17 protein-coding genes are annotated in these 17800 nt (G+C 60.9%); 7 read left to right on the top strand and 10 right to left on the bottom strand.

Translation table 11 applies throughout. The features are described 5' to 3' along the window. Nucleotides 1-4: 4 nt before the first annotated feature. On the bottom strand, nt 5-673 hold the full coding sequence (locus HV675_RS02175) for a TetR/AcrR family transcriptional regulator (protein WP_175109109.1): 669 nt from the start codon (nt 671-673) through the stop codon (nt 5-7). A 163-nt stretch (nt 674-836) separates the two neighbouring features. Here HV675_RS02175 and HV675_RS02170 point away from each other — a divergent pair, with 163 nt between their 5' ends. After that, on the top strand, nt 837-1499 hold the full coding sequence (locus HV675_RS02170; protein ID WP_175109108.1) for a YceI family protein: 663 nt from the start codon (nt 837-839) through the stop codon (nt 1497-1499). A gap of 61 nt (nt 1500-1560) precedes the next feature. Here the strand turns inward: HV675_RS02170 and tdh are convergent, their stop codons facing one another. Together tdh and HV675_RS02160 are read right to left on the bottom strand one after the other, a co-directional pair. Then, on the bottom strand, nt 1561-2589 hold the full coding sequence (gene tdh / locus HV675_RS02165; protein ID WP_175109107.1) for an L-threonine 3-dehydrogenase: 1029 nt from the start codon (nt 2587-2589) through the stop codon (nt 1561-1563). A 66-nt stretch (nt 2590-2655) separates the two neighbouring features. Continuing rightward, nucleotides 2656-3855, bottom strand: a complete 1200-nt coding sequence (locus HV675_RS02160; RefSeq protein ID WP_175109106.1) for a glycine C-acetyltransferase — start codon at nt 3853-3855, stop codon at nt 2656-2658. A gap of 152 nt (nt 3856-4007) precedes the next feature. Between HV675_RS02160 and HV675_RS02155 the strand changes: the two genes are divergently transcribed. From HV675_RS02155 to HV675_RS02145, 3 genes are all read left to right on the top strand, one after another. Then, nucleotides 4008-4643, top strand: coding sequence for a helix-turn-helix domain-containing protein (locus HV675_RS02155; RefSeq protein ID WP_175109105.1), 636 nt, complete (start codon nt 4008-4010; stop codon nt 4641-4643). A gap of 228 nt (nt 4644-4871) precedes the next feature. Beyond that, nucleotides 4872-5279, top strand: coding sequence for a DUF2471 family protein (locus HV675_RS02150; protein ID WP_175109104.1), 408 nt, complete (start codon nt 4872-4874; stop codon nt 5277-5279). Between the two features lie 79 nt (nt 5280-5358). Further along, a complete protein-coding gene (locus tag HV675_RS02145) occupies nt 5359-6390 on the top strand; it encodes a tyrosine-type recombinase/integrase (protein ID WP_175109103.1) in 1032 nt (343 codons plus the stop codon). A 115-nt stretch (nt 6391-6505) separates the two neighbouring features. Here the strand turns inward: HV675_RS02145 and HV675_RS02140 are convergent, their stop codons facing one another. Next, a complete protein-coding gene (locus HV675_RS02140) occupies nt 6506-7711 on the bottom strand; it encodes a DNA-binding protein (protein WP_175109102.1) in 1206 nt (401 codons plus the stop codon). Between the two features lie 2188 nt (nt 7712-9899). Here HV675_RS02140 and HV675_RS02135 point away from each other — a divergent pair. Next, nucleotides 9900-11249 carry a replication initiation protein gene (locus HV675_RS02135; RefSeq protein ID WP_175109101.1) on the top strand — a complete coding sequence of 450 codons (1350 nt, stop codon included), beginning with the start codon at nt 9900-9902 and terminating at the stop codon, nt 11247-11249. Between the two features lie 136 nt (nt 11250-11385). Here the strand turns inward: HV675_RS02135 and HV675_RS02130 are convergent, their stop codons facing one another. Both HV675_RS02130 and parA read right to left on the bottom strand, forming a co-directional pair. Continuing rightward, nucleotides 11386-12450, bottom strand: coding sequence for a ParB/RepB/Spo0J family partition protein (locus tag HV675_RS02130; protein ID WP_175109100.1), 1065 nt, complete (start codon nt 12448-12450; stop codon nt 11386-11388). 24 nt (nt 12451-12474) lie between these two features. Then, a complete protein-coding gene (gene parA / locus HV675_RS02125) occupies nt 12475-13137 on the bottom strand; it encodes a ParA family partition ATPase (protein ID WP_175109099.1) in 663 nt (220 codons plus the stop codon). 718 nt (nt 13138-13855) lie between these two features. Here parA and arsC point away from each other — a divergent pair. Continuing rightward, on the top strand, nt 13856-14218 hold the full coding sequence (gene arsC, locus HV675_RS02120; RefSeq protein WP_175109098.1) for an arsenate reductase (glutaredoxin): 363 nt from the start codon (nt 13856-13858) through the stop codon (nt 14216-14218). Between the two features lie 54 nt (nt 14219-14272). Here arsC and HV675_RS02115 read toward each other — a convergent pair whose 3' ends face one another. The 4 genes from HV675_RS02115 to HV675_RS02105 all read right to left on the bottom strand — a co-directional run bounded on the left by HV675_RS02115 (nt 14273) and on the right by HV675_RS02105 (nt 16778). After that, on the bottom strand, nt 14273-15241 hold the full coding sequence (locus HV675_RS02115) for a sulfonate ABC transporter substrate-binding protein (protein WP_175109097.1): 969 nt from the start codon (nt 15239-15241) through the stop codon (nt 14273-14275). A 218-nt stretch (nt 15242-15459) separates the two neighbouring features. Further along, complete coding sequence (locus HV675_RS32340) at nt 15460-15666, bottom strand: zf-HC2 domain-containing protein (RefSeq protein ID WP_246270056.1); 207 nt, start codon at nt 15664-15666, stop codon at nt 15460-15462. Then, complete coding sequence (locus HV675_RS02110; protein ID WP_175109096.1) at nt 15653-16264, bottom strand: RNA polymerase factor sigma-70; 612 nt, start codon at nt 16262-16264, stop codon at nt 15653-15655. Before HV675_RS02110 ends, HV675_RS32340 begins: the two co-directional genes overlap by 14 nt. Before the next feature lie 304 nt (nt 16265-16568). Then, nucleotides 16569-16778, bottom strand: coding sequence for a hypothetical protein (locus HV675_RS02105; protein WP_175109095.1), 210 nt, complete (start codon nt 16776-16778; stop codon nt 16569-16571). Nucleotides 16779-17146: 368 nt separating this feature from the next. Here HV675_RS02105 and HV675_RS02100 point away from each other — a divergent pair, with 368 nt between their 5' ends. Continuing rightward, nucleotides 17147-17698 carry an NADPH-dependent FMN reductase gene (locus HV675_RS02100; RefSeq protein ID WP_175109094.1) on the top strand — a complete coding sequence of 184 codons (552 nt, stop codon included), beginning with the start codon at nt 17147-17149 and terminating at the stop codon, nt 17696-17698. Nucleotides 17699-17800: the final 102 nt, after the last annotated feature.

The following is a 17800-nucleotide window of genomic DNA, read 5'->3' as shown; positions in this document are numbered from 1 at the left end:
GCTCCTAAGAACGGTTACGGTCTCTTGCCGTGGATGGTTGTCCGCCGGACGGCGAACGCGCATGGGGGTGATACGCATCGAGCACATGCTCGGCCGCCGCGCGCGCATCGAGTGCCGCGTCGGATTCGCCGCTGACGAGCGCGACGCCGATTGCGCCGTCAATCAGAATCAGCAGCTGACGCGACAGCCGGTCGGCGCGCCGCGCATCGACGCCCACCGATGCGACAAACTCGTCGCATTGGGCGCGCACGAAGGCGAGCAGACGTTCCTTGTGTTCGCGCGCGACCACGCGAATCGGGTCGTCCGGCGATGCGATTTCACCCGCCGCGTTCAAAAACGCGCAGCCATGAAACACATCCGACGCGAACCATTCGCGCAGTACGTCAAACATGCCTAACAGACGCGCATGCGGCCGTTTTCCATGCCGCAGCGTGCCTTCGATAAACCAGTTCATCCAGCGCTCGTCGCGACGCTCGAGTGCAGCCGCGACCAGCGCATCTTTCGATTCGAAATGTGTATAAAAGCTTTTGCGCGCGGTGCCCGACTGCTTGACGATCGCGTCGACGCCGGTCGCATGAATACCGCCGGCGTAAATCAACGCTTCGGCCGCTTCGAGCAGCCGCTCGCGTGCGGAACCGGAAGGGGTGGTCGTCAATTCGTTCGAGATAGCCATGCAACGGATGGTAGAACGGTCATTCTACCCCGTCAAGTATTCTTTTGAACGCTTTTGGAAGAAACGCACGACGGCGTGTGGCCGCTTGCGGTACGCTGCGCGTGCGCGGGTCTGTGCCGTATCGTGCCGGGCGATGCAGGTTGAACGAACTATCGGAGGGGCCATGAAGAATGCCGCTATCCGCGCGGCCGCCGTGCGCGCGCTCTTTGTCGTCGCGGCCGCGTCGGCTGCGATGACTGCGTGTACTCCGCTGCAGGTGGTCACGCATACCGTCAGCACCACTGAGTCACGCGTGCCCGCCGGTCCGTACAAACTGGATGCGGACCATTGGAGCGTTATCTTCGACGTCGATCACTTCAAGTATTCGCGCTTCGCGATGCGCTTCGACCGCGTGACGGGTCAGCTCGACTGGCGAGACGGTGGCATGGAGAACAGCGCGGTGGCGATCACGATCGACGCGTCGAGCATCGACACGAACGTGCCGCTGCTCGACAAGATGGTGAAGGGCGATGAGATGCTCGATGTCGCTCGTTATCCGGACATCCGCTTCGTCAGCACGCATTTCGAGCGCACCGGCGACGCGGTCGGCAAGCTGACCGGCGACCTGACGATTCGCGGCACGACCCAGCCGGTAACGCTTGATGTGAAGTTCAACGGCTACGGCGTCGATCCGCTGACCAAACTGGATACGATCGGCTTTTCGGCACAAGGCAGTTTCAGCCGCTCGAAGTTCGGGCTGACGTCATGGTTCCCGGCTGTCGGCGACGATGTGCATGTGCGCGTTCAGGCCGAATTCGACAAACCGCGAGCGGGCGCGAGCGGTTAGTCGATCAGACAGCCGTTCGACGGGCGTTACAACGGGGAATCAGGCAAGAATCAAGCAGCAATCAAGCGGTCCAGTCGAGAATCACCTTGCCGCTTTCACCGGACAGCATGGTCGCAAATGCGCGCTCGTAGTCTTCGACCGCAAAGCGGTGCGTGAGGATCGGCGACAGGTCGAGCCCGCTTTGCAGCATGGCGACCATCTTGTACCAGGTCTCGAACATCTCGCGGCCGTAGATGCCCTTGATTTCGAGGCCCTTGAAAATAACCTGATTCCAGTCGATCGACGTTTGTGCAGGCGGAATGCCAAGCAGCGCGATCTTGCCGCCGTGGTTCATCGCTTCGAGCATCGCGGTGAACGCGCTGGGCACGCCGGACATTTCAAGGCCCACGTCGAAGCCCTCGGTCATGTGCAGATCCAGCATCACGTCGTGCAACGTTTCGCGTGCGACGTTCACCGCGCGCGTCGCGCCCATCTTGCGCGCGAGCTGGAGCCGGTAATCGTTGACATCGGTGATCACGACGTTACGGGCGCCGACGTGTTTGGCGATGGCGACCGCCATGATGCCAATCGGCCCCGCGCCGGTAATCAGCACGTCCTCGCCGACCAGGTTGAACGACAGCGCGGTATGCGTCGCGTTACCGAACGGATCGAATATCGCGGCTAGGTCGTCGGAAATCTCGGGCGGAATCTTGAACGCGTTGAATGCGGGAATCACGAGGTATTCGGCAAATGCGCCCTCGCGATTCACGCCGACGCCGACCGTATTGCGGCACAGATGCCGGCGCCCCGCGCGACAATTGCGGCAAAAACCGCAGGTGATGTGCCCTTCTCCCGACACGCGATCGCCGATTGCGAAGCCCCGTACTTCCTGACCCATCTCGACGATCTCGCCGACGTACTCATGGCCGACGTGCATCGGTACGGGTATCGTCTTTTGCGCCCAGTCGTCCCACTTCCAGATATGGATGTCGGTACCGCAAATCGCGGTGCGGGTGATGCGAATCATCACGTCGTTATGGCCGACTTCGGGTTTCTTCACGCGGGTCAGCGTCAGACCCGGCGCGCGTTCGAGTTTTGCGAGAGCTTTCATAAGGGATCCTGCCGGAATTCGGTTAATGCGTTCGAATGAAGCGAAGCAGCAGCGGGGCGCCGAAGCTCAGATCACGCCGAGCGAACGTCCGACGCGTGCAAACGCGTCCACCGCGCGATCGATCTGTTCCGGGGTGTGCGCCGCGCTCATCTGCGTGCGAATGCGCGCGCGGCCGCGCGGCACGACCGGAAACGAAAAGCCGATCACGTAGACGCCCTCGTGCAGCAATGCATCGGCCATCTTCGACGCGAGCTGCGCGTCGCCGAGCATCACCGGGATGATCGGATGTTCGCCGGGCACGAGCGTAAATCCGAGCGCACTCATCGCACGGCGGAAATGCGCACCGTTCGCGCGCACGCGCTCGCGCAAACGCGCGCCTTCGTCGCTATCGAGCAACGCGAGCACCTTCAGCGACGCGGCGGCGATGCTGGGCGTCAGCGTGTTCGAGAACAGATACGGGCGTGAGCGCTGACGCAGCAGATCGACGACCTCCTGACGCGCGGCGACATAGCCGCCCGATGCACCGCCAAGCGCCTTGCCGAGCGTGCCGGTGATGATGTCGACGCGCGACAGCACGCCGCAATGCTCGGGCGTGCCGCGACCGTGCTCGCCGATAAAACCGACCGCGTGCGAATCGTCGACCATCACGAGTGCGCCGTAGCGGTCCGCGAGATCGCAGATGCCGGCCAGATCGGCAATGATGCCGTCCATCGAAAACACGCCGTCGGTCGCGATCAGCTTGTAGCGCGCACCCGCCGCATCGGCTTCGCGCAGCTTCGCTTCGAGATCGGCAAGATCGTTGTTCCTGTAGCGATAGCGCCTGGCCTTCGAGAGCCGCACGCCGTCGATAATGCTCGCGTGATTCAGTTCGTCGCTGATGATCGCGTCGGACTCGTCGAGCAACGTTTCGAACAATCCGCCGTTCGCATCGAAGCAGCTCGAATAGAGAATGCAATCGTCGGTGCGCAGAAACGCGGACAGCGCGCGTTCCAGTTCTTTATGCACGGTCTGCGTGCCGCAGATGAAACGCACGGACGCCATGCCGAAGCCGTCGCGCTCGAGCCCCTCTTTCGCCGCGGCGATCAGGCGCGCGTCGTCGGCGAGACCGAGATAGTTGTTCGCGCAGAAGTTCAGCACGCCGGCGCCGCTTTCAAGCTTGATGTCGGCCGCCTGTGGGCTCGCAATCACGCGTTCGGTCTTGTAGAAGCCGTCGGCGCGAATCTGGTCGAGCGTGCCGCGCAGATGAGAGAGGAAAGCATCACGCATGAATGGGCTCCTGGACGAATGAGCGGCCCGCGTGAACCATCATGTGCGGCGACGCGGCGGCCTGTTATAGTCGGTGTCAGCTTTACTGGAAAAATTCGATTTTTCGAACTTAATTTCGATATATCGAACAACTCTAAACGATAGGTCAGTAAATGGCAAGTTCGGAATCCCGCCGTCCCGCACGCGGCGCAACGGCATCGGCGGCCTCGCCTGGTGCGCCGGCATCGGCGGGAACGGCCGCGCCGCCGCGCGTCGGCGAGCAGATCCAGCGGCTGCGCGGCGAACGCAAGATGACGCTCGACGATTTATCGCGCGCGGCCGGCGTGTCGAAGTCGATGTTGTCCGAAATCGAACGTGACAAGGCGAATCCGACCATCGCTGTCGCATGGCGCCTGACGAACGCGCTCGGTGTGAGCCTCGACTCGCTGTTTGCGCCGCAGAAGGCGCCGGAGGCCATCGCGGTCTCGGGGCCGCATGACATCCCGACGTTGAGCGGACACGATGCGAAATACCAGTTGCGCGTCTGGGGGCCGATCGAGCTCGCCGGCAGGTTCGAGTGGTATGAGCTTACGCTTCAGCCCGGCGGCGCGCTGGTATCGAACGCACATGAACCCGGCACGCGCGAGCACTTGACGGTGCTGCACGGCACGATCGATATCGAGGCAGCGGGCGCGACGAAACGGTTGAAGACAGCGGATACCGCGCGCTACCTGGCCGACGAGCCGCATGCGATTCGCAATGCGGGCAAAGGAGAAGCGAAGGCGTTGCTGGTCGTGATTCACGGCTGAGCGGGCCGGCGGGGTTGGGTTGCAGGGTTCGAGTTGCAGGGTTGAATCGCGCGGCGGCGGGTTGCGGCAGGGGCTTGTGGGCAACGTGGGGCTTGTGCCGGATGGCTATTTTCGTTCGGGCCCGGCGGGCGTTGTTTTGGTCCCGGCTGCCAGCGGTTCGGCAGGGCTTGCGGACAATACTGTATATTTGTACAGTATATGCCCCATCGACCGCGACTGGAGCCGAACATGAACAGCTCGTCCACCGATCCTGATACCGCATTGGCCGCGCTGCGCTACCGGAACGCCGCGCGCGACCTCGAGCACATCGTTTGCCACATTGCATCGCGCTACATCGCGCAACAGGTTCCGCTGACCTGGCGGCTGCTGCATGCGATCGAGGCCGAGGCCCTCGCCGACCTCGGATTCGCGAGCCGCCACGACGCGCTGCTGCTGGGCCTGTTTCAACGCCCAGCGGGCTTGCCGTATCCGGAAACGGACGATCCGGTGAATTTCGGCGCATCGAATGCGTTGCCCGCCGTATTCGCATTCGCGGTCGTCGCGTACGACGAAGCACAACGCGAAGCGAAGCGGCTCGCGGCTCAAAAACGTCATCCGGCAAAAGGCGCGCGCCGGATGCGCGCCTGGGGCGGATAGCGGCGCTCACGTAGCGGATACGAGTAGGAAAAGCGCCGCGCCTGCGTCTACCATTCGCGCAACTCACGGAGAAACGGGCATGGCTTCTCCTTCACATTCGTCGAGCAGTGCGGGTCCGCCGTCGTTATCGGGCGACCTGTTCGATCGCGAACGGGAAGACTGGCTGCGCGACCCCGCGATCGCTTTCGATGCGTGGCTTGCAGCGCAACAGTTTCGTCCGTCGTCGGCGCAGGTCTACCGGGCACAGTGGGGACTCTTTCTCGAGTGGCTCGCCGCGCGTCACAAAACGCTTGCAACGGTCGACCGGCGCTCAATCGCCGATTTCGTCGCGGGTCTGTCGATCCGCAAGCCTCAGCGAGCGCGGTATTTGCGATTGATCGAGCGCGTTCTCGATCATGTCCGCTACATCGAAATCGCGTCGACCAACCCGGCACGATTCATTGCTCAGGACGGCGAAGCCGGCTGGCGCAACGCACGCGATAACGAACCAACCGGCTTTCTTTCCGTTGCCGAGCGGGCGGCGCTCGTCGCGCATCTCGCATCGCCCGTCAGCGGCGTATCGGGTGCGCAACGATGGCGGGAGTATCGCGACCGCGCGCTGGTAGCGATCTTCCTGGGCGGCGGTCTGAAGACGGGCGAGGCAATCGCGTTAACCCTGCGCGATGTCAGCACTGGCACCGGGTGGCTCGCGGTCGAGGGCGACAGCCCGGCAATGTCACGTCGTACCAGGCTCGCGCCGTTTGCTGCAGGCGTTCTGAACGCATGGCTTGAGGTGCGCGCGACGACGGCCATTGCAGGCGGACTGGTTTTCCCCGCGTCGTCGTCCGGACGGCCGATGCACAAGGCCACCACGTTGCGTGCAATCGACGCATTGGTCGATGCCGCGGGCATCGCTGCGTCGCGTGATGCGCGTGCGAGCCCACAGACGTTGCGCAATACATTCGCCGCCGAATTGTTCGAGAGCGGCGTCGAACCGGAACTTGTCGGTGAATGGCTCGGCTTCGCGCAGCCGGTGTCGGCGCATCGACTGCACCGCGCGTGGAAAATCTGGAGTAGTCCGCAGGCAGCGGCCGCAATCGCCGGCGGTGAATCACCGTCTATCAAACAATGAACCGGTGATGCGAATTTGCGGCGGCGCTCACCGGTCCACGACATCCCGTAAAGACTCACCCCACGCGATCCCGTATAAGCTCACCTGCGCGGAAAAACCGTTATGCGACCGGAGCTTAAGTAGAAGCGGGGACTTCGCCTGCGGACAGGAAGCGGGTCACCGCTTCAAGCCGCGACATTCCTGTTCCCGACGAATGCTCACACTCCGGGCAAAACAGTTCGTAATGGTGATCCACTTGTGACAGTTCCGGCTCACCCGCTTCGCACTTTGGACAACGCGCCGGCAAAGCGACGTGACCATCGACCGCGGTGCCGATCGACGTCAGTTCATCCGCGCTCAAACGGCCTGAGCCGGCCAACGTGCACAGCAAGCTCGCGACCGTCGGGTCGATGCCCTGCTGTGTCCGCAACGCGGCGACCTGCCGGGTCATCACGTCGAGTTCATCGGATTGCTCGCGCAATTGCGCATCGAGCCGGTCGCCCCTCGCCTTGGCTGCCGCGAGTTGCTGGATGAAATCGAATTCCTTGCGGCTCGCATCGCGCACGCCGGACTGATAGGTAGCGGCCATACTGCGCAGCGAATCCAGTTCGACGAGCATCGGCTTGACGCGACGCTCCGCTTCGGCCACTGCGTCCTTGATCTGCTGGGCGTAATGTTCGGTGCTCGCACGCATTTCGGCGTGCAACGCGTCGACGCGATCCCGCAGTGCCGCACCGGCCGCCTGTTCAGTTTCGAGCCGTTTTTGCTGCGCCTCGTTTTCCGCTTCGAGCCTGCGCAGCGAGGCCTGCAGATTTTCCTGATGCGCGGTGCCGTGCGTCGACGCGCTGGCCAGTTGCGCCTCGAGCGTGCGCACGCGGTCCCAGGCGGCGTCCGCACGCGCTTCGCTGCGGGCAATGGCCTGTTCCGCCGCTTCGTGACGAATTTTGCCGTCGTGCATTTCCTGCTTCGCGACCGCGATGGACGCGTGCATTTCCTTGCGCTCTTCGTCGAGCGATGCGCGTGCCTCGGCGAGCGCTTCCTGGTACAGTGTGCCGAGCAGTTCTCCGGCACGTTCTTCCAGTCCCTTCGGAATCGCGCCGGCCCCGACGCGTACTCGAGATGCGGTCCGGATGCGTTCCCAGAAGCCGTCGATATCTTTTGGAATATCGCTCGCGCTGCCGGTCTGCGTCAGATCCCGAACAGCGGCCATGGATGGTCGGATGCCGAGATCGAAGAACAACCGTTTGCAGGCATGAAGCGAAAGCTCCTGACGCCGGGCGCCGTTCTCACGCATCGAATCCAGTTCTCGCCGAATAGCCTGGCGTTCTTCATCGAGATTCATTTGTGCCTCGTCGCAAGCATGATTCAGACGAATCATAACAAGTTACGTATCATCTACTACGTTTTTTGTGCGTTCGGTGTCGTGGTGTCCGTAAGTGCGATCCCGATGTCCAGTTAGACGCTCTTACCGACGCCTTTTGAGGGGCATGCGTGAAACAAAGCGAAGAATAGGCGATAACTCTATGTAGCCAAAGGGATTTAGTCGATCGCATCATTTCGACCCTATGTTTCACGACACGAAACGATTGACCAGAGCGAGGGTTTTCCGGTTTTCTCTTTCATCACTCGCGCCTTGTCTTTGAGAGAGATAAAAGTAAACACCCTTGAACCTTGGTTAAAAACGTTAACGCCACGGCAAACCCTTATCAGCCAAGGCTTTCCAGCCGATCAGGTGAAGCTTTACGGGAGCCCTGGTGAGCCGGTACGGGACCGGGCAGTGAAGGGATTCGGGGGACTCGGTGAGCAGCTGCGGGACAGTTCGTGAGCGAGTTCGGGACGCCGCCGAAAACCAGGCTGCGGCAATGGTGAGGGTTTTCGGGAGGCGCTCGCGCGCAAACCCTTATTCTGCCGGAAGTGCGGGTTTTGCCGGCGATCGTCCTTGGGTGAGCAGCTTCGGGAGCCTTGCCGACCGCGATTGAGGGTCCCGTTTTGCTGCTCCGAACCCCATTGGTGAGCGCCGACAGGAACGCAGAGCCTCGTCAGGTGAGGCTTTTCGGGAGATCGCGGTCTTTTTCGGGCAGTTCCGGGCTTGTCAGCGTCACAGGTGAGCATTTGCGGGAGACTCAGTGCGTACTTTGCGCCGAATCCGATGACGGCAGATGCCAGAACTGTCAAAGGTGAGTGAATCCGGGATCCTCTATTGCGACGCTCACGGCCGCTGGAATCCGACTGTGCCAGGCAAAGGTGAGTCTTTGCGGGATCTCTATTGGGCGCAGGACGCTTGTCAGGTGAGGAAATACGGGACCCAGGTTTGCGGTCACTTACGCCAAAGGCACGCCACACCGGGGCAGTTCGGGTTGGATGCCATGGGTGTGTTGATCAATAGGTGAGCGCTTTCGGGAGCTATCTGGCGACGCGTTCGAGATCCGCGGCCGTGGCGGGCGGGGCTCAGTGGTGAGGAAATTCGGGAGCATGCGGTCGGTCAGGGACCAGTTTATATATACATGGTAAGTACCAGAATCGATTGGGGATTTTCCCGCAAAGCCGCGACAGGTGAGGGTTTCCGGGAGATCACCTTGGCACGTCGATCCGGCGGCTGCAGTCTGCCAGGACCGACGTTCAGGTGAGGATTTTCGGGAGATCGACTTGCCGCTTGTCCCGTCGGCTGGTTGTGAAGCCCGCTTTGCGCGGCTCCCGAAGCAAGTAAGGTGAGCGTTTTCGGGAGTGCTGGCGGGCTGAGCGGTGCTTTGGTCCGCTGCGGTACGGTAGGACGGTTAGCCTGTGGGTGTGCCGCGGCGGTTGTCGAGCGCGTTGAACTGACGTTGAACAATGCGGATGGCCTGGTTTCCAGGCCAACTTGCGTCTCGCGTTAGACGCTTCTGCCAATTCCTCCGAACGCGGTTGGCGATCAGGCGTGGTCGGAACGGTGATGCCGAGCCTGGCGTCGCGTTGCGGTCACGGCGGGCTTGCGCTGGCGCGCAGGGAGGTAGCGCGGCACTCGATACGTTCTCCGGCCGTGCGACGGCTGCAAGGCCGTCCAGGACGGCGCGCCAGTGGGATGTCGCATAGGAGGACCACGCGCGGCGCCTACCGGGGAATGGTCTGGCGTGTCGCGCGCTGCCTTCTGCGGGCCTTGCCCAAGGTTGCATGACCTGCGTGCGTCACGTGTGACCGCCCCGCTATCCCGTGCGCTCATGCGAAGCTCAACCGAAGCGCGCTTAACGTTTGCGTATCGACATGTGCCATCACGTTTGAGGCGTCGCAAAATTACGACGCCCAACGAGGTGAGCCGATACGGGAGCCATCTGACGCGGTCGAAAGCAGCCCGATCCGACGCGGTTTTTGCGGATGCCGCGACAAATAACGAACGCCGGAATACGCCGTCATTTTGACAGGTGAGCTTTTCCGGGAATGTGTCGAGGTGAGTCGCGGTTCGTAAACCCACTTCACCCAGAAATGGTGAGAGACACCCTATAGACGCCCATCACCCCAGTCGGTATCCTTGCGCAAAATCCTTCCCGACCCGACGCATGGCCACGAAGCGCGCGAAGAAAACCGATGTGGTGAGTCCCAGCTCGGCCGAGCTGCGCAAGGCTGTCGAAGCCATCGCCATTCAGCCGAAGAACGGGAAGATCACGCTGCTTACCCGCAAGCTGTTCAATGTGCTGCTCGCCGTCGCGCAGCAGGCCGACGAGTCCGGCGACACATACCGGGCGCTTCTGTCCGACATCGTCGCCAATTCCGCATTCGATTCCAACGATACCGCACTCGTCAAGGAACACTTGCGGCGCATGGTGTCGGTTCAGGTCGAGTGGAGCACGGGTACGTCCAGCCAGAAACCGGGCCGCAAATGGGGTATTTCGACGTTGATCGCCGATGCCGAAATCCTTGAAGATCCGGCCACGCGCCGCGTATGGGTCGAGTTCTCGTTCGCGCCGAAAATCAAGAAGAAGCTGCTCGACCCGGTCCAGTACGCACGCCTGAGCCTGCAGTTCCAGAGCCAGTTGCGCAGCAGTGCCGGCCTCGCGTTGTACGAGATCTGCGTGCGCTATCTGACCAACCCGAGCCATCTGACGATGCGCGAGTCGTGGGAATGGTGGCGGCCCATTCTGTCCGGCACGCCCGATACCGAGGCGGGTGATGAGGCGAAGCGCGAATACAAGTATTTCAAGCGCGACTACCTGCGACCGGCTATCGCCGAAGTCAACGCGGTCACGAATATCTTCGTCGAGCTGGTCGAGCATCGCGAAGGCCGACGCGTCGCCGAGATCCAGTTCCGCGTGACGGAGCGCAAGCAGCCGATGCTTGCCCTCGATGAGCATCCGAACGTGTTCGACAGCACGCTCGTCGACCGCATGGTGAAGATCGGCATCCCGCTAAAGGAAGCGCAGACGCTGTACGCCGACAGCGAGGAAAACCGGATTCGCGCGGCGCTGCAGATGACCGAGCAACGGATGCGCAGCACGACGCTGCCGCCGGTGCGCAGCGCGCCCGCACTCTTCAAGGATGCGTTGAAAAAGGGCTATGCGCCGCCGGTCGAAGCGCTGCCATCGGCAAATGGCGGCAAGGTGTCCGGCGCGGTGCCGGCGGACGATCTGAAGGCCCGCCTGTTGAGCGAATACGCCGCGTATCGGCGCAAGGAAGCGCAGGCCCTCTACGAGGAGCAGGGTGACTCCGAGCAGGCGCTTGCGCGTCAGTCATTCGAAGAGGACGAACTGCCGGACCTGGGCGCGCACATGCGCGACGACTGGCGCCGTCGCGGCCTCGATTCGAAGCTCGCGGAGACGGCGTTCTTCGATTGGCTGGCTCGCAAGACCTGGGGCGAGCCGTCCGACAGCGAACTGCTCTCATTCACATTGAGCCAATCGCGCGCGGCTTGAAGTCTTGAAGTCGCCGATCTGAGCGGACCCGGCCGGGTCTTAGCCGCGTCTTACCACGATCACATTGCGTTGCGGGTTTGCGGTTGCCTGAAGCGGCCGTGCGAATTTTGTGTGCGTCGCACGGCTGCACGCCGCGTTATTTTTTCAGCAGCATCCGTTCGATCTGATGCAGGATGTCGTCGCGCTTCTCACGCGACAGACCTTTCAGACGCAACTCGATGCGATCGTCTCCATACGATTTCAGATCGCCGACCGATACGCCGTCGAACTTGATCTCGAGACGCTGCGCGTAACGTTGACGTCCCGCGGGCTTCGCGCTTTCCTGCGCACTCACCCTGCCCTTCACGATGTCGGCAACCTGGCGCGTGCTGAGGTCGTCGGACAGGATCTTGTTGATCAGGCGCAGCGTTGCGTCAGTCCCTCGCGCCGCGTGATAACGGCCGACCTGATACCCCATGTTGGAGCCAAATCGATCCGGTCGGGTGACCATTTCCTGCATCACGACTTCCGGCAGTTTCGCGATCGACAAGGCGACGGCGACCGTCGATTCGTCCAACCCGAGATGCTCGGCCAGTTCTTTCTGACTCTGGAAATGCCTGTCGTCGAGAAACCGCTTCCAGACGACCGCGTTGTCGAAGACCGTTTGCGAGTCGCGCTGAACGTTGAGGTCGTAACCAAGCTTGTAGCTTTGAATACCGATTGGTAGATCAATGACGATCGCTTTGACGGTTTCCTTGTTCGCTTCCTTCAACGCGCGCACACGGCGGCCGCCATCGCTGACAAAGTAGGTTCCGGGATTATCGTAGTCGGGGATGACGTGGATCGCCTGCTGCTGACCTTGCCTGGCGAGATTGACAGCAAGTTCTGCAATCGAGGACTTCAGATAAAAATGGCGCGGATTGAAGGGGCTAGCCTTGATGGCCTTGAGCGTCAGTTCGATGACCTGCCCGGGACGATAACCGTGCTCGGCGCGCCACGCCCGATATTCCGGCGATTCGCTATCGGACTCCAGTGACTCGGCCTCGTTCGATGCCGGCGGCGTAATCGACTGACTCGATCGGCCGGCGACCTCGTCGGTTCGCCGCACATTGTTTTGCACGAGACCGTCGATCGCGTTGAGCCGATCAAGCGCTGTACGCTTTTCGCTGCTGGTCGTATCCGGGCGCGCTTGGAAGCCTTTGGCGAATTGGGAGGGTTTCATTCAGGGACCTTTATGCGCATAAATTCAGGGAAGCAGGGCTGCGATCTCGTCAGCACACGCGCGGATTTCCATGCTGGCGAGCTTGGCGCCGCGATCATTCATTTGCAGCACCGTTTGTCCGAGAGCCATCGCCTGCTTGTACGCCTCACGGGTAGGAATTTGCGTTCTAAGCAACGGGAAACCGAGTTCTTCTAACGCACGCTTGAGTTCGCGGGTGAGCATGCGTTTCTCTTCGGTCTTGTTCAACAGGAACACCGCACGCAAGTCTTCGTTCATTACCTGAGCTTGCTGGATGAGCTTGACGAGTCCGACGCTCGACCAATAATCAGCGGGCGAAGACGAAGTGGGAATGACTGCGACGGTCGCGGCAAGCAGAACGACGCCGGACACTTTCTCGGTGATCGAAGGCGGACAGTCGACCACGATGACGTCGTAGTCGCCGACGAACTTCTTGATCTCGCGGTGGATCTGCCCACCGGCTTCTGACAGGTTGACTACCGGAAACGGAATGCCAGCTTCGCCATCGGAAGAAGCACTCGCCCAGTGAATCAAGGTGTTCTGTCCATCAGCATCGACGACGAGAACCCGTTTCCCCTTCTCGTGGAAAGCGGCGCCGAGATGCATCGCGATCGTGCTCTTTCCGACACCGCCCTTTTGTTGTGTTACTGCGATGATTTCAGCTGCCAAGCTCCACCTCCCCGTATTGGACGCTGCTGAATTCTACCTTGATGTATTTTCGTTTCAATGCATTTTGTCGTGACACCGCGACAGATTAGCCATTTAGCCGAGGTTTATGCGCATAAAGGCGCCGCGTTTTCGCGTTGACTAGCGGATGACGTGTCTTTGCTGCGAGATATGGTTCACGTGGAATCGATGAGGCCGCGCGTTTGTTATCCCTGTAGATCGCGTCAAAGCCAGTCGAGCGGCTCTGTCTACTTGACAACCGAGCTTGCGGCGGTCGACGCTTGCGAGATGGCGGAGTGGGATGCGTCGCGATCGCAGTCAGATGAGAGGACTTGAACCAGCCTGTGGGTACGAGGCCCGAGGCGGATTCGCGTCAGTGCGAGAAGTGTTTGGTGCTGGCCATCGAAGCAAGAGGTAAGACTCTCCGATTGAACGCAGACCGCTTTATGCGCATAAAGCGGTCGCATCGAGGGCGCGCGAGCTGGGGCGGAAGGACGCAGCGAAGCGCTATGCCACAGTATTGTTCCGCAGCGCGTCGGCTCATCGACTATCGGAGGCTTGGAGGCTTGTTCCAGACGCAAGCACGACCACGACATCCACGAGAGGGATCCATACAAAAACATCAGGCGACGCAAGAGGTGGTCTGCGCCGCTCACCGCTAAAATCCCCACACCTACCCCCATGTCACGCGACACAATCCGATTGCAAACACGGAACCACGATGATCACGATCTATCACAACCCCCGCTGCTCAAAGTCACGCGGCGCATTCGACCTTCTCGGCACCACGTTCAACGTCGCCAACGAGCCGGTCAAGGTCATTGAATATCTGCGCGAGCCGTTGACAGTCGCTCAATTGAAAGACCTTAACCGGATGCTCGGTTGCCCGGTGCGGGACATGATGCGAGACGCCGAACCCGAGTACAAACAGCTTGGCCTCGGCGCGGCCGACATGAGCGATGAGCACTTGTACGAAGCGATCGTTGAGCATCCGATCTTGCTGCAGCGCCCGATTGTCGTGCGAAACGGCAAAGCGGTGATTGGCCGTCCGCCGGAAAACATCAACGTACTATTCGATAAATAGATCGACAAAAAATAAATCAAACAACGCCGTTGGCATAAAAGAACACGTTCGGCTTCAGTCTTTGGCAACCTGCAAAACCGCGTCTTTCGTGACGATCTGTCCAGGAATGATGTGAAGCTGCGCGAACGTATCGGCAATGCGTTGCTGTTCGGCTAGCACGTGCGCGTCGACCGGCCGGTAAACGTGGGCGTAGTGTCGGAGGCTGGCTTCGATCACATTTGCGTCGAGGCCCTGAATCGGCGCAAGTTGCGCCGCTGCCTCCGGATAGTGATCGCGCAGCCATGCGCCTTCCTTGCCGACTTCATCGATTACTGCAGCGATCACGTCGGCATTGTCCTGCGCAAACGGGCGCGCGCTCAGAAAGAACTGATGGTGACTCACGATCCCTTCACCATCGGTCAGGAGCCGGGCATTGGGCTGCCGTTTCGCGGCTTCGAGGAACGGGTCCCAGATCGCCCACGCGTCGATGGCGCCGCGCTCGAATGCGGCGCGTGCGTCGGCGGGCGGCAGAAACACGGGTTGAATGTCCGCATACTGCACCCCGAACTTCTGCAACGCGGCGACCAGCAACCAGTGCACATCCGAGCCCTTGTTCAACGCAACCTTTTTCCCTTTTAGATCGGCTACCGACTTTATCGGCGCGTCGCGGTGCACGAGAATGCCTTCGGCGTGCGGCGTCGGCACTTCATACGCGGTATAGACGAAGTTCGCGCCTGCGGCCTGCGCGATCACCGGCGGCGCCTCACCGACGTAGCCAAAGTCGATTGAACCGACATTGAGGCCTTCGAGCAATTGCGGCCCGGCTGGAAACTCGGTCCACTTGACCGTAATGCCGAGCGATGCGAATCGTTTTTCGAGGGTGCCATGCGCTTTGAGCAGCACGAGCGTGCTCGCGGCCTTCTGGTAGCCGATGCGAATCGTGCTGGCGTGCGGCACGGCGAACGAGGGCAGGGCTGCGGCGGCCAATACTGTGCCTGCGCCGGCCAGAAACGCGCGGCGCGTCAAGGAAGCGTGACGAGTCATGACGGGAGGGTGACTTTACGTGGAACGGACGCAAGATGGACCGATTGCGCTCAACGATAAGTCGCTTGGGAAACTTGGCGAACCGATAAATTCGCATAAGCAAATCATGACGAAGCAAGGCTAACGGCGGTGTGGTCACCTCGTGCAGGCAGGCGGCGGTGCATCCGGCTTCCGCGAGGACAATAACCTGCAGCCCGCAGCCTGCAGCACCTACCCTCTCACTCCCCTGCCGCCCGACCCTTCAACGAATCATCGATCCCACTCATTGCGCGCGCGGCCGCCCGCAGCAGCCCAATGTGCTTGCGAAAATTGCGGCACCCGCTGCAGGTCGGCAAGTGAGCGCCGACGGCCAGCCATTCGCGAGCGCCAAGCCGCCGCTCGAGCGCATCGGACAGGATCCGTGTGATGTCTTTACATTTCCCCATGGACGTCTCCGCTGGAAAGGCCCTTTTCGGTCAGGCAGGCGCGCAGCCGCAAGCGCGCACGATAGATCATCACGCTGCAGTGGTTCGCGGTCATTTGCAGTTCCTCGCAGATTTCAGCGGTCTCGAGATCGAGGAACTCGCGCATCATGAACACGCGGCCGATCTGCTCAGGCAGATGATTGAGGCACATCTCGAACAACGTCCAGAACTGTTGTTGACGCAACGCGGTCTCGGGCGTCGGCCACGTGCGCGGTTGCGCCTCAGGCGACCAGTGTCCGTTTTCCTTGAACAGTTCGCGATCGAGCAATGCTTCGGCTTCGAGTTCGTCGTCCAGTGCGGAGAGATTGATCGTGCGTCGCCGGGCACGCAGCGTATCGACCAGCTTGTGCCGCAGGATGCCGAACACCCAGGTCTTGTGTTCCGACTGACCGGCGAAACGATCGGCCTGCGTCCAGGCCGCGGCTAGCGCTTCCTGTACGGCATCTTCAGCGGCTGCGGCGTCGCGCAACTGGAGCCGCGCAAAACGCAGCAGGTCGCGTCTCAACTGGGCAAGATAGACGGGATCGTCGAACGCTTGCTCATCAATCGCCGTTCTCATGCGCGTCTCCGCCATTCGGCGCCGCACATGATGCGCATGCGTAAGAAGGCCGCAAGGTAGCAATGCCGATCAAGGCGTGTGTCGAGGTCAATCGTATTCATCGATGGGTGAAAGTGGCGCCTCAAATGGGCTTGCGCGCCATTTTCCCGCATCACGACCGACGATGCGAACCAGATTCACTTGTCGAGCGAGTACGACACGAATACGACGGCGCTCGATTCACGCGAAGCGTAACGCCTGCGCCAATGGCAAAGATGGCTGACGACGTATTTCTGTTTCTTTTCTGCCATCCCTATCGAGAACGTCAGGAACTCTTGCCACCGCCATCGAGCCCGCTACCGGTGCGCCACACTTTCTTGCCCTGCTCTGACAGTTCACCGCAGCTGTGTTCCGAATCCGATTGCGTGTTTTCAACGGCCATTTCGCCGCCTGCCTGTTCTTGCGCCTTTTGCCGTTTCCCTGTGCGTGCGGCCACGGCTTCGTCATGCGATTTACCTGAAGAAACGCGAGTCATCTTTAAAGCCCTCCGAAAAAAATAGCGCTACGGACACCTCTTTATCGAGCGTGACGTTGCACGGCGTGACATATGCGGCAGCGTGAAAGATTCGACGACACCTTGCCTGCAAGATCGCATCTGCCTGTAATCGAAACGCATGTTTTGCGGTAGATTTTTCTGGCGCCCCGCTAGCCGATCGCAAGCTTTGGCTCACAAGGAAGAGAGGCGATTTATCCACAAGGTTCTCCACGAAATCTGTGGATAACAGACCTGTCTGTCGACTTGTCCACAGACAGTTAACAAAAACCTGAATCCCGCTATGATGTTCGGGTCGTACCGTATTGCGCGTTGCGCGACATTGAAAACTCATCATTGGAAACGTCAACATGGCTTATCAGATTGCAGTCGTCGTCGGCAGCCTGCGCCGCGAGTCGTTTAACCGGCAACTTGCACATGCATTGATTTCGCTCGCCCCCACTGATTTCAAGTTCGAGTTTGTCGACATCGGCAACCTGCCGCTCTACAGCCAGGAGTACGACGCGGATTTCCCGGAAGCCGCACGCCAGTTCAAACGGCAGATCGAATCGGCCGATGCGCTGCTGTTCGTCACGCCCGAGTACAACCGATCGATTCCCGGCGTGCTGAAAAACGCGCTCGACTGGGGCTCGCGTCCGATGGGCCACAGCTCGTGGCGCGGCAAACCGGGCGCAGTAGCGGGGACGTCGCCGGGCGCAATGGGTTCCGCGTTGGCGCAGCAGCATCTGCGCAATGTGCTCGCGTACCTCGATGTGCCGACGATGGGCCAGCCGGAGATCTTCGTCAAACACGATCCGACGCGCATCGACGCGACCGGCACGATCGTCAACGATGACACCCGCACCTATCTGCAGAACTTCATGGACACGTACGTCAACTGGGTAAAGACGCATCGGGTCTGATCGCTGTCACGCGGCATAGCGTCTACTCGCCGCGCCGGTCGATCAGTTCGCACGCATGCAGGTTTGCCCTCGAGGCACGCAGCGCCACACGTATGGCGCTGC

The organism is Paraburkholderia solisilvae (genome assembly GCF_902859875.1).
GTDB lineage: Bacteria > Pseudomonadota > Gammaproteobacteria > Burkholderiales > Burkholderiaceae > Paraburkholderia > Paraburkholderia solisilvae.
This window is presented reverse-complemented; position numbering and strand designations above follow the sequence as displayed.

Excerpts from the sequence above, each read along its gene's own strand:
- HV675_RS02100 (WP_175109094.1), top strand. The coding sequence starts at position 17,147 with ATGGCTTATCAGATTGCAGTCGTCGTCGGCAGCCTGCGCCGCGAGTCG.
- tdh (WP_175109107.1), bottom strand. The coding sequence starts at position 2,589 with ATGAAAGCTCTCGCAAAACTCGAACGCGCGCCGGGTCTGACGCTGACC.
- HV675_RS02160 (WP_175109106.1), bottom strand. The coding sequence starts at position 3,855 with ATGCGTGATGCTTTCCTCTCTCATCTGCGCGGCACGCTCGACCAGATT.
- arsC (WP_175109098.1), top strand. The coding sequence starts at position 13,856 with ATGATCACGATCTATCACAACCCCCGCTGCTCAAAGTCACGCGGCGCA.
- HV675_RS02115 (WP_175109097.1), bottom strand. The coding sequence starts at position 15,241 with ATGACTCGTCACGCTTCCTTGACGCGCCGCGCGTTTCTGGCCGGCGCA.
- HV675_RS02105 (WP_175109095.1), bottom strand. The coding sequence starts at position 16,778 with ATGACTCGCGTTTCTTCAGGTAAATCGCATGACGAAGCCGTGGCCGCA.
- HV675_RS02150 (WP_175109104.1), top strand. The coding sequence starts at position 4,872 with ATGAACAGCTCGTCCACCGATCCTGATACCGCATTGGCCGCGCTGCGC.
- HV675_RS02130 (WP_175109100.1), bottom strand. The coding sequence starts at position 12,450 with ATGAAACCCTCCCAATTCGCCAAAGGCTTCCAAGCGCGCCCGGATACG.
- HV675_RS32340 (WP_246270056.1), bottom strand. The coding sequence starts at position 15,666 with ATGGGGAAATGTAAAGACATCACACGGATCCTGTCCGATGCGCTCGAG.
- HV675_RS02170 (WP_175109108.1), top strand. The coding sequence starts at position 837 with ATGAAGAATGCCGCTATCCGCGCGGCCGCCGTGCGCGCGCTCTTTGTC.
- HV675_RS02135 (WP_175109101.1), top strand. The coding sequence starts at position 9,900 with ATGGCCACGAAGCGCGCGAAGAAAACCGATGTGGTGAGTCCCAGCTCG.
- HV675_RS02110 (WP_175109096.1), bottom strand. The coding sequence starts at position 16,264 with ATGAGAACGGCGATTGATGAGCAAGCGTTCGACGATCCCGTCTATCTT.
- HV675_RS02140 (WP_175109102.1), bottom strand. The coding sequence starts at position 7,711 with ATGAATCTCGATGAAGAACGCCAGGCTATTCGGCGAGAACTGGATTCG.
- HV675_RS02155 (WP_175109105.1), top strand. The coding sequence starts at position 4,008 with ATGGCAAGTTCGGAATCCCGCCGTCCCGCACGCGGCGCAACGGCATCG.
- HV675_RS02175 (WP_175109109.1), bottom strand. The coding sequence starts at position 673 with ATGGCTATCTCGAACGAATTGACGACCACCCCTTCCGGTTCCGCACGC.
- HV675_RS02145 (WP_175109103.1), top strand. The coding sequence starts at position 5,359 with ATGGCTTCTCCTTCACATTCGTCGAGCAGTGCGGGTCCGCCGTCGTTA.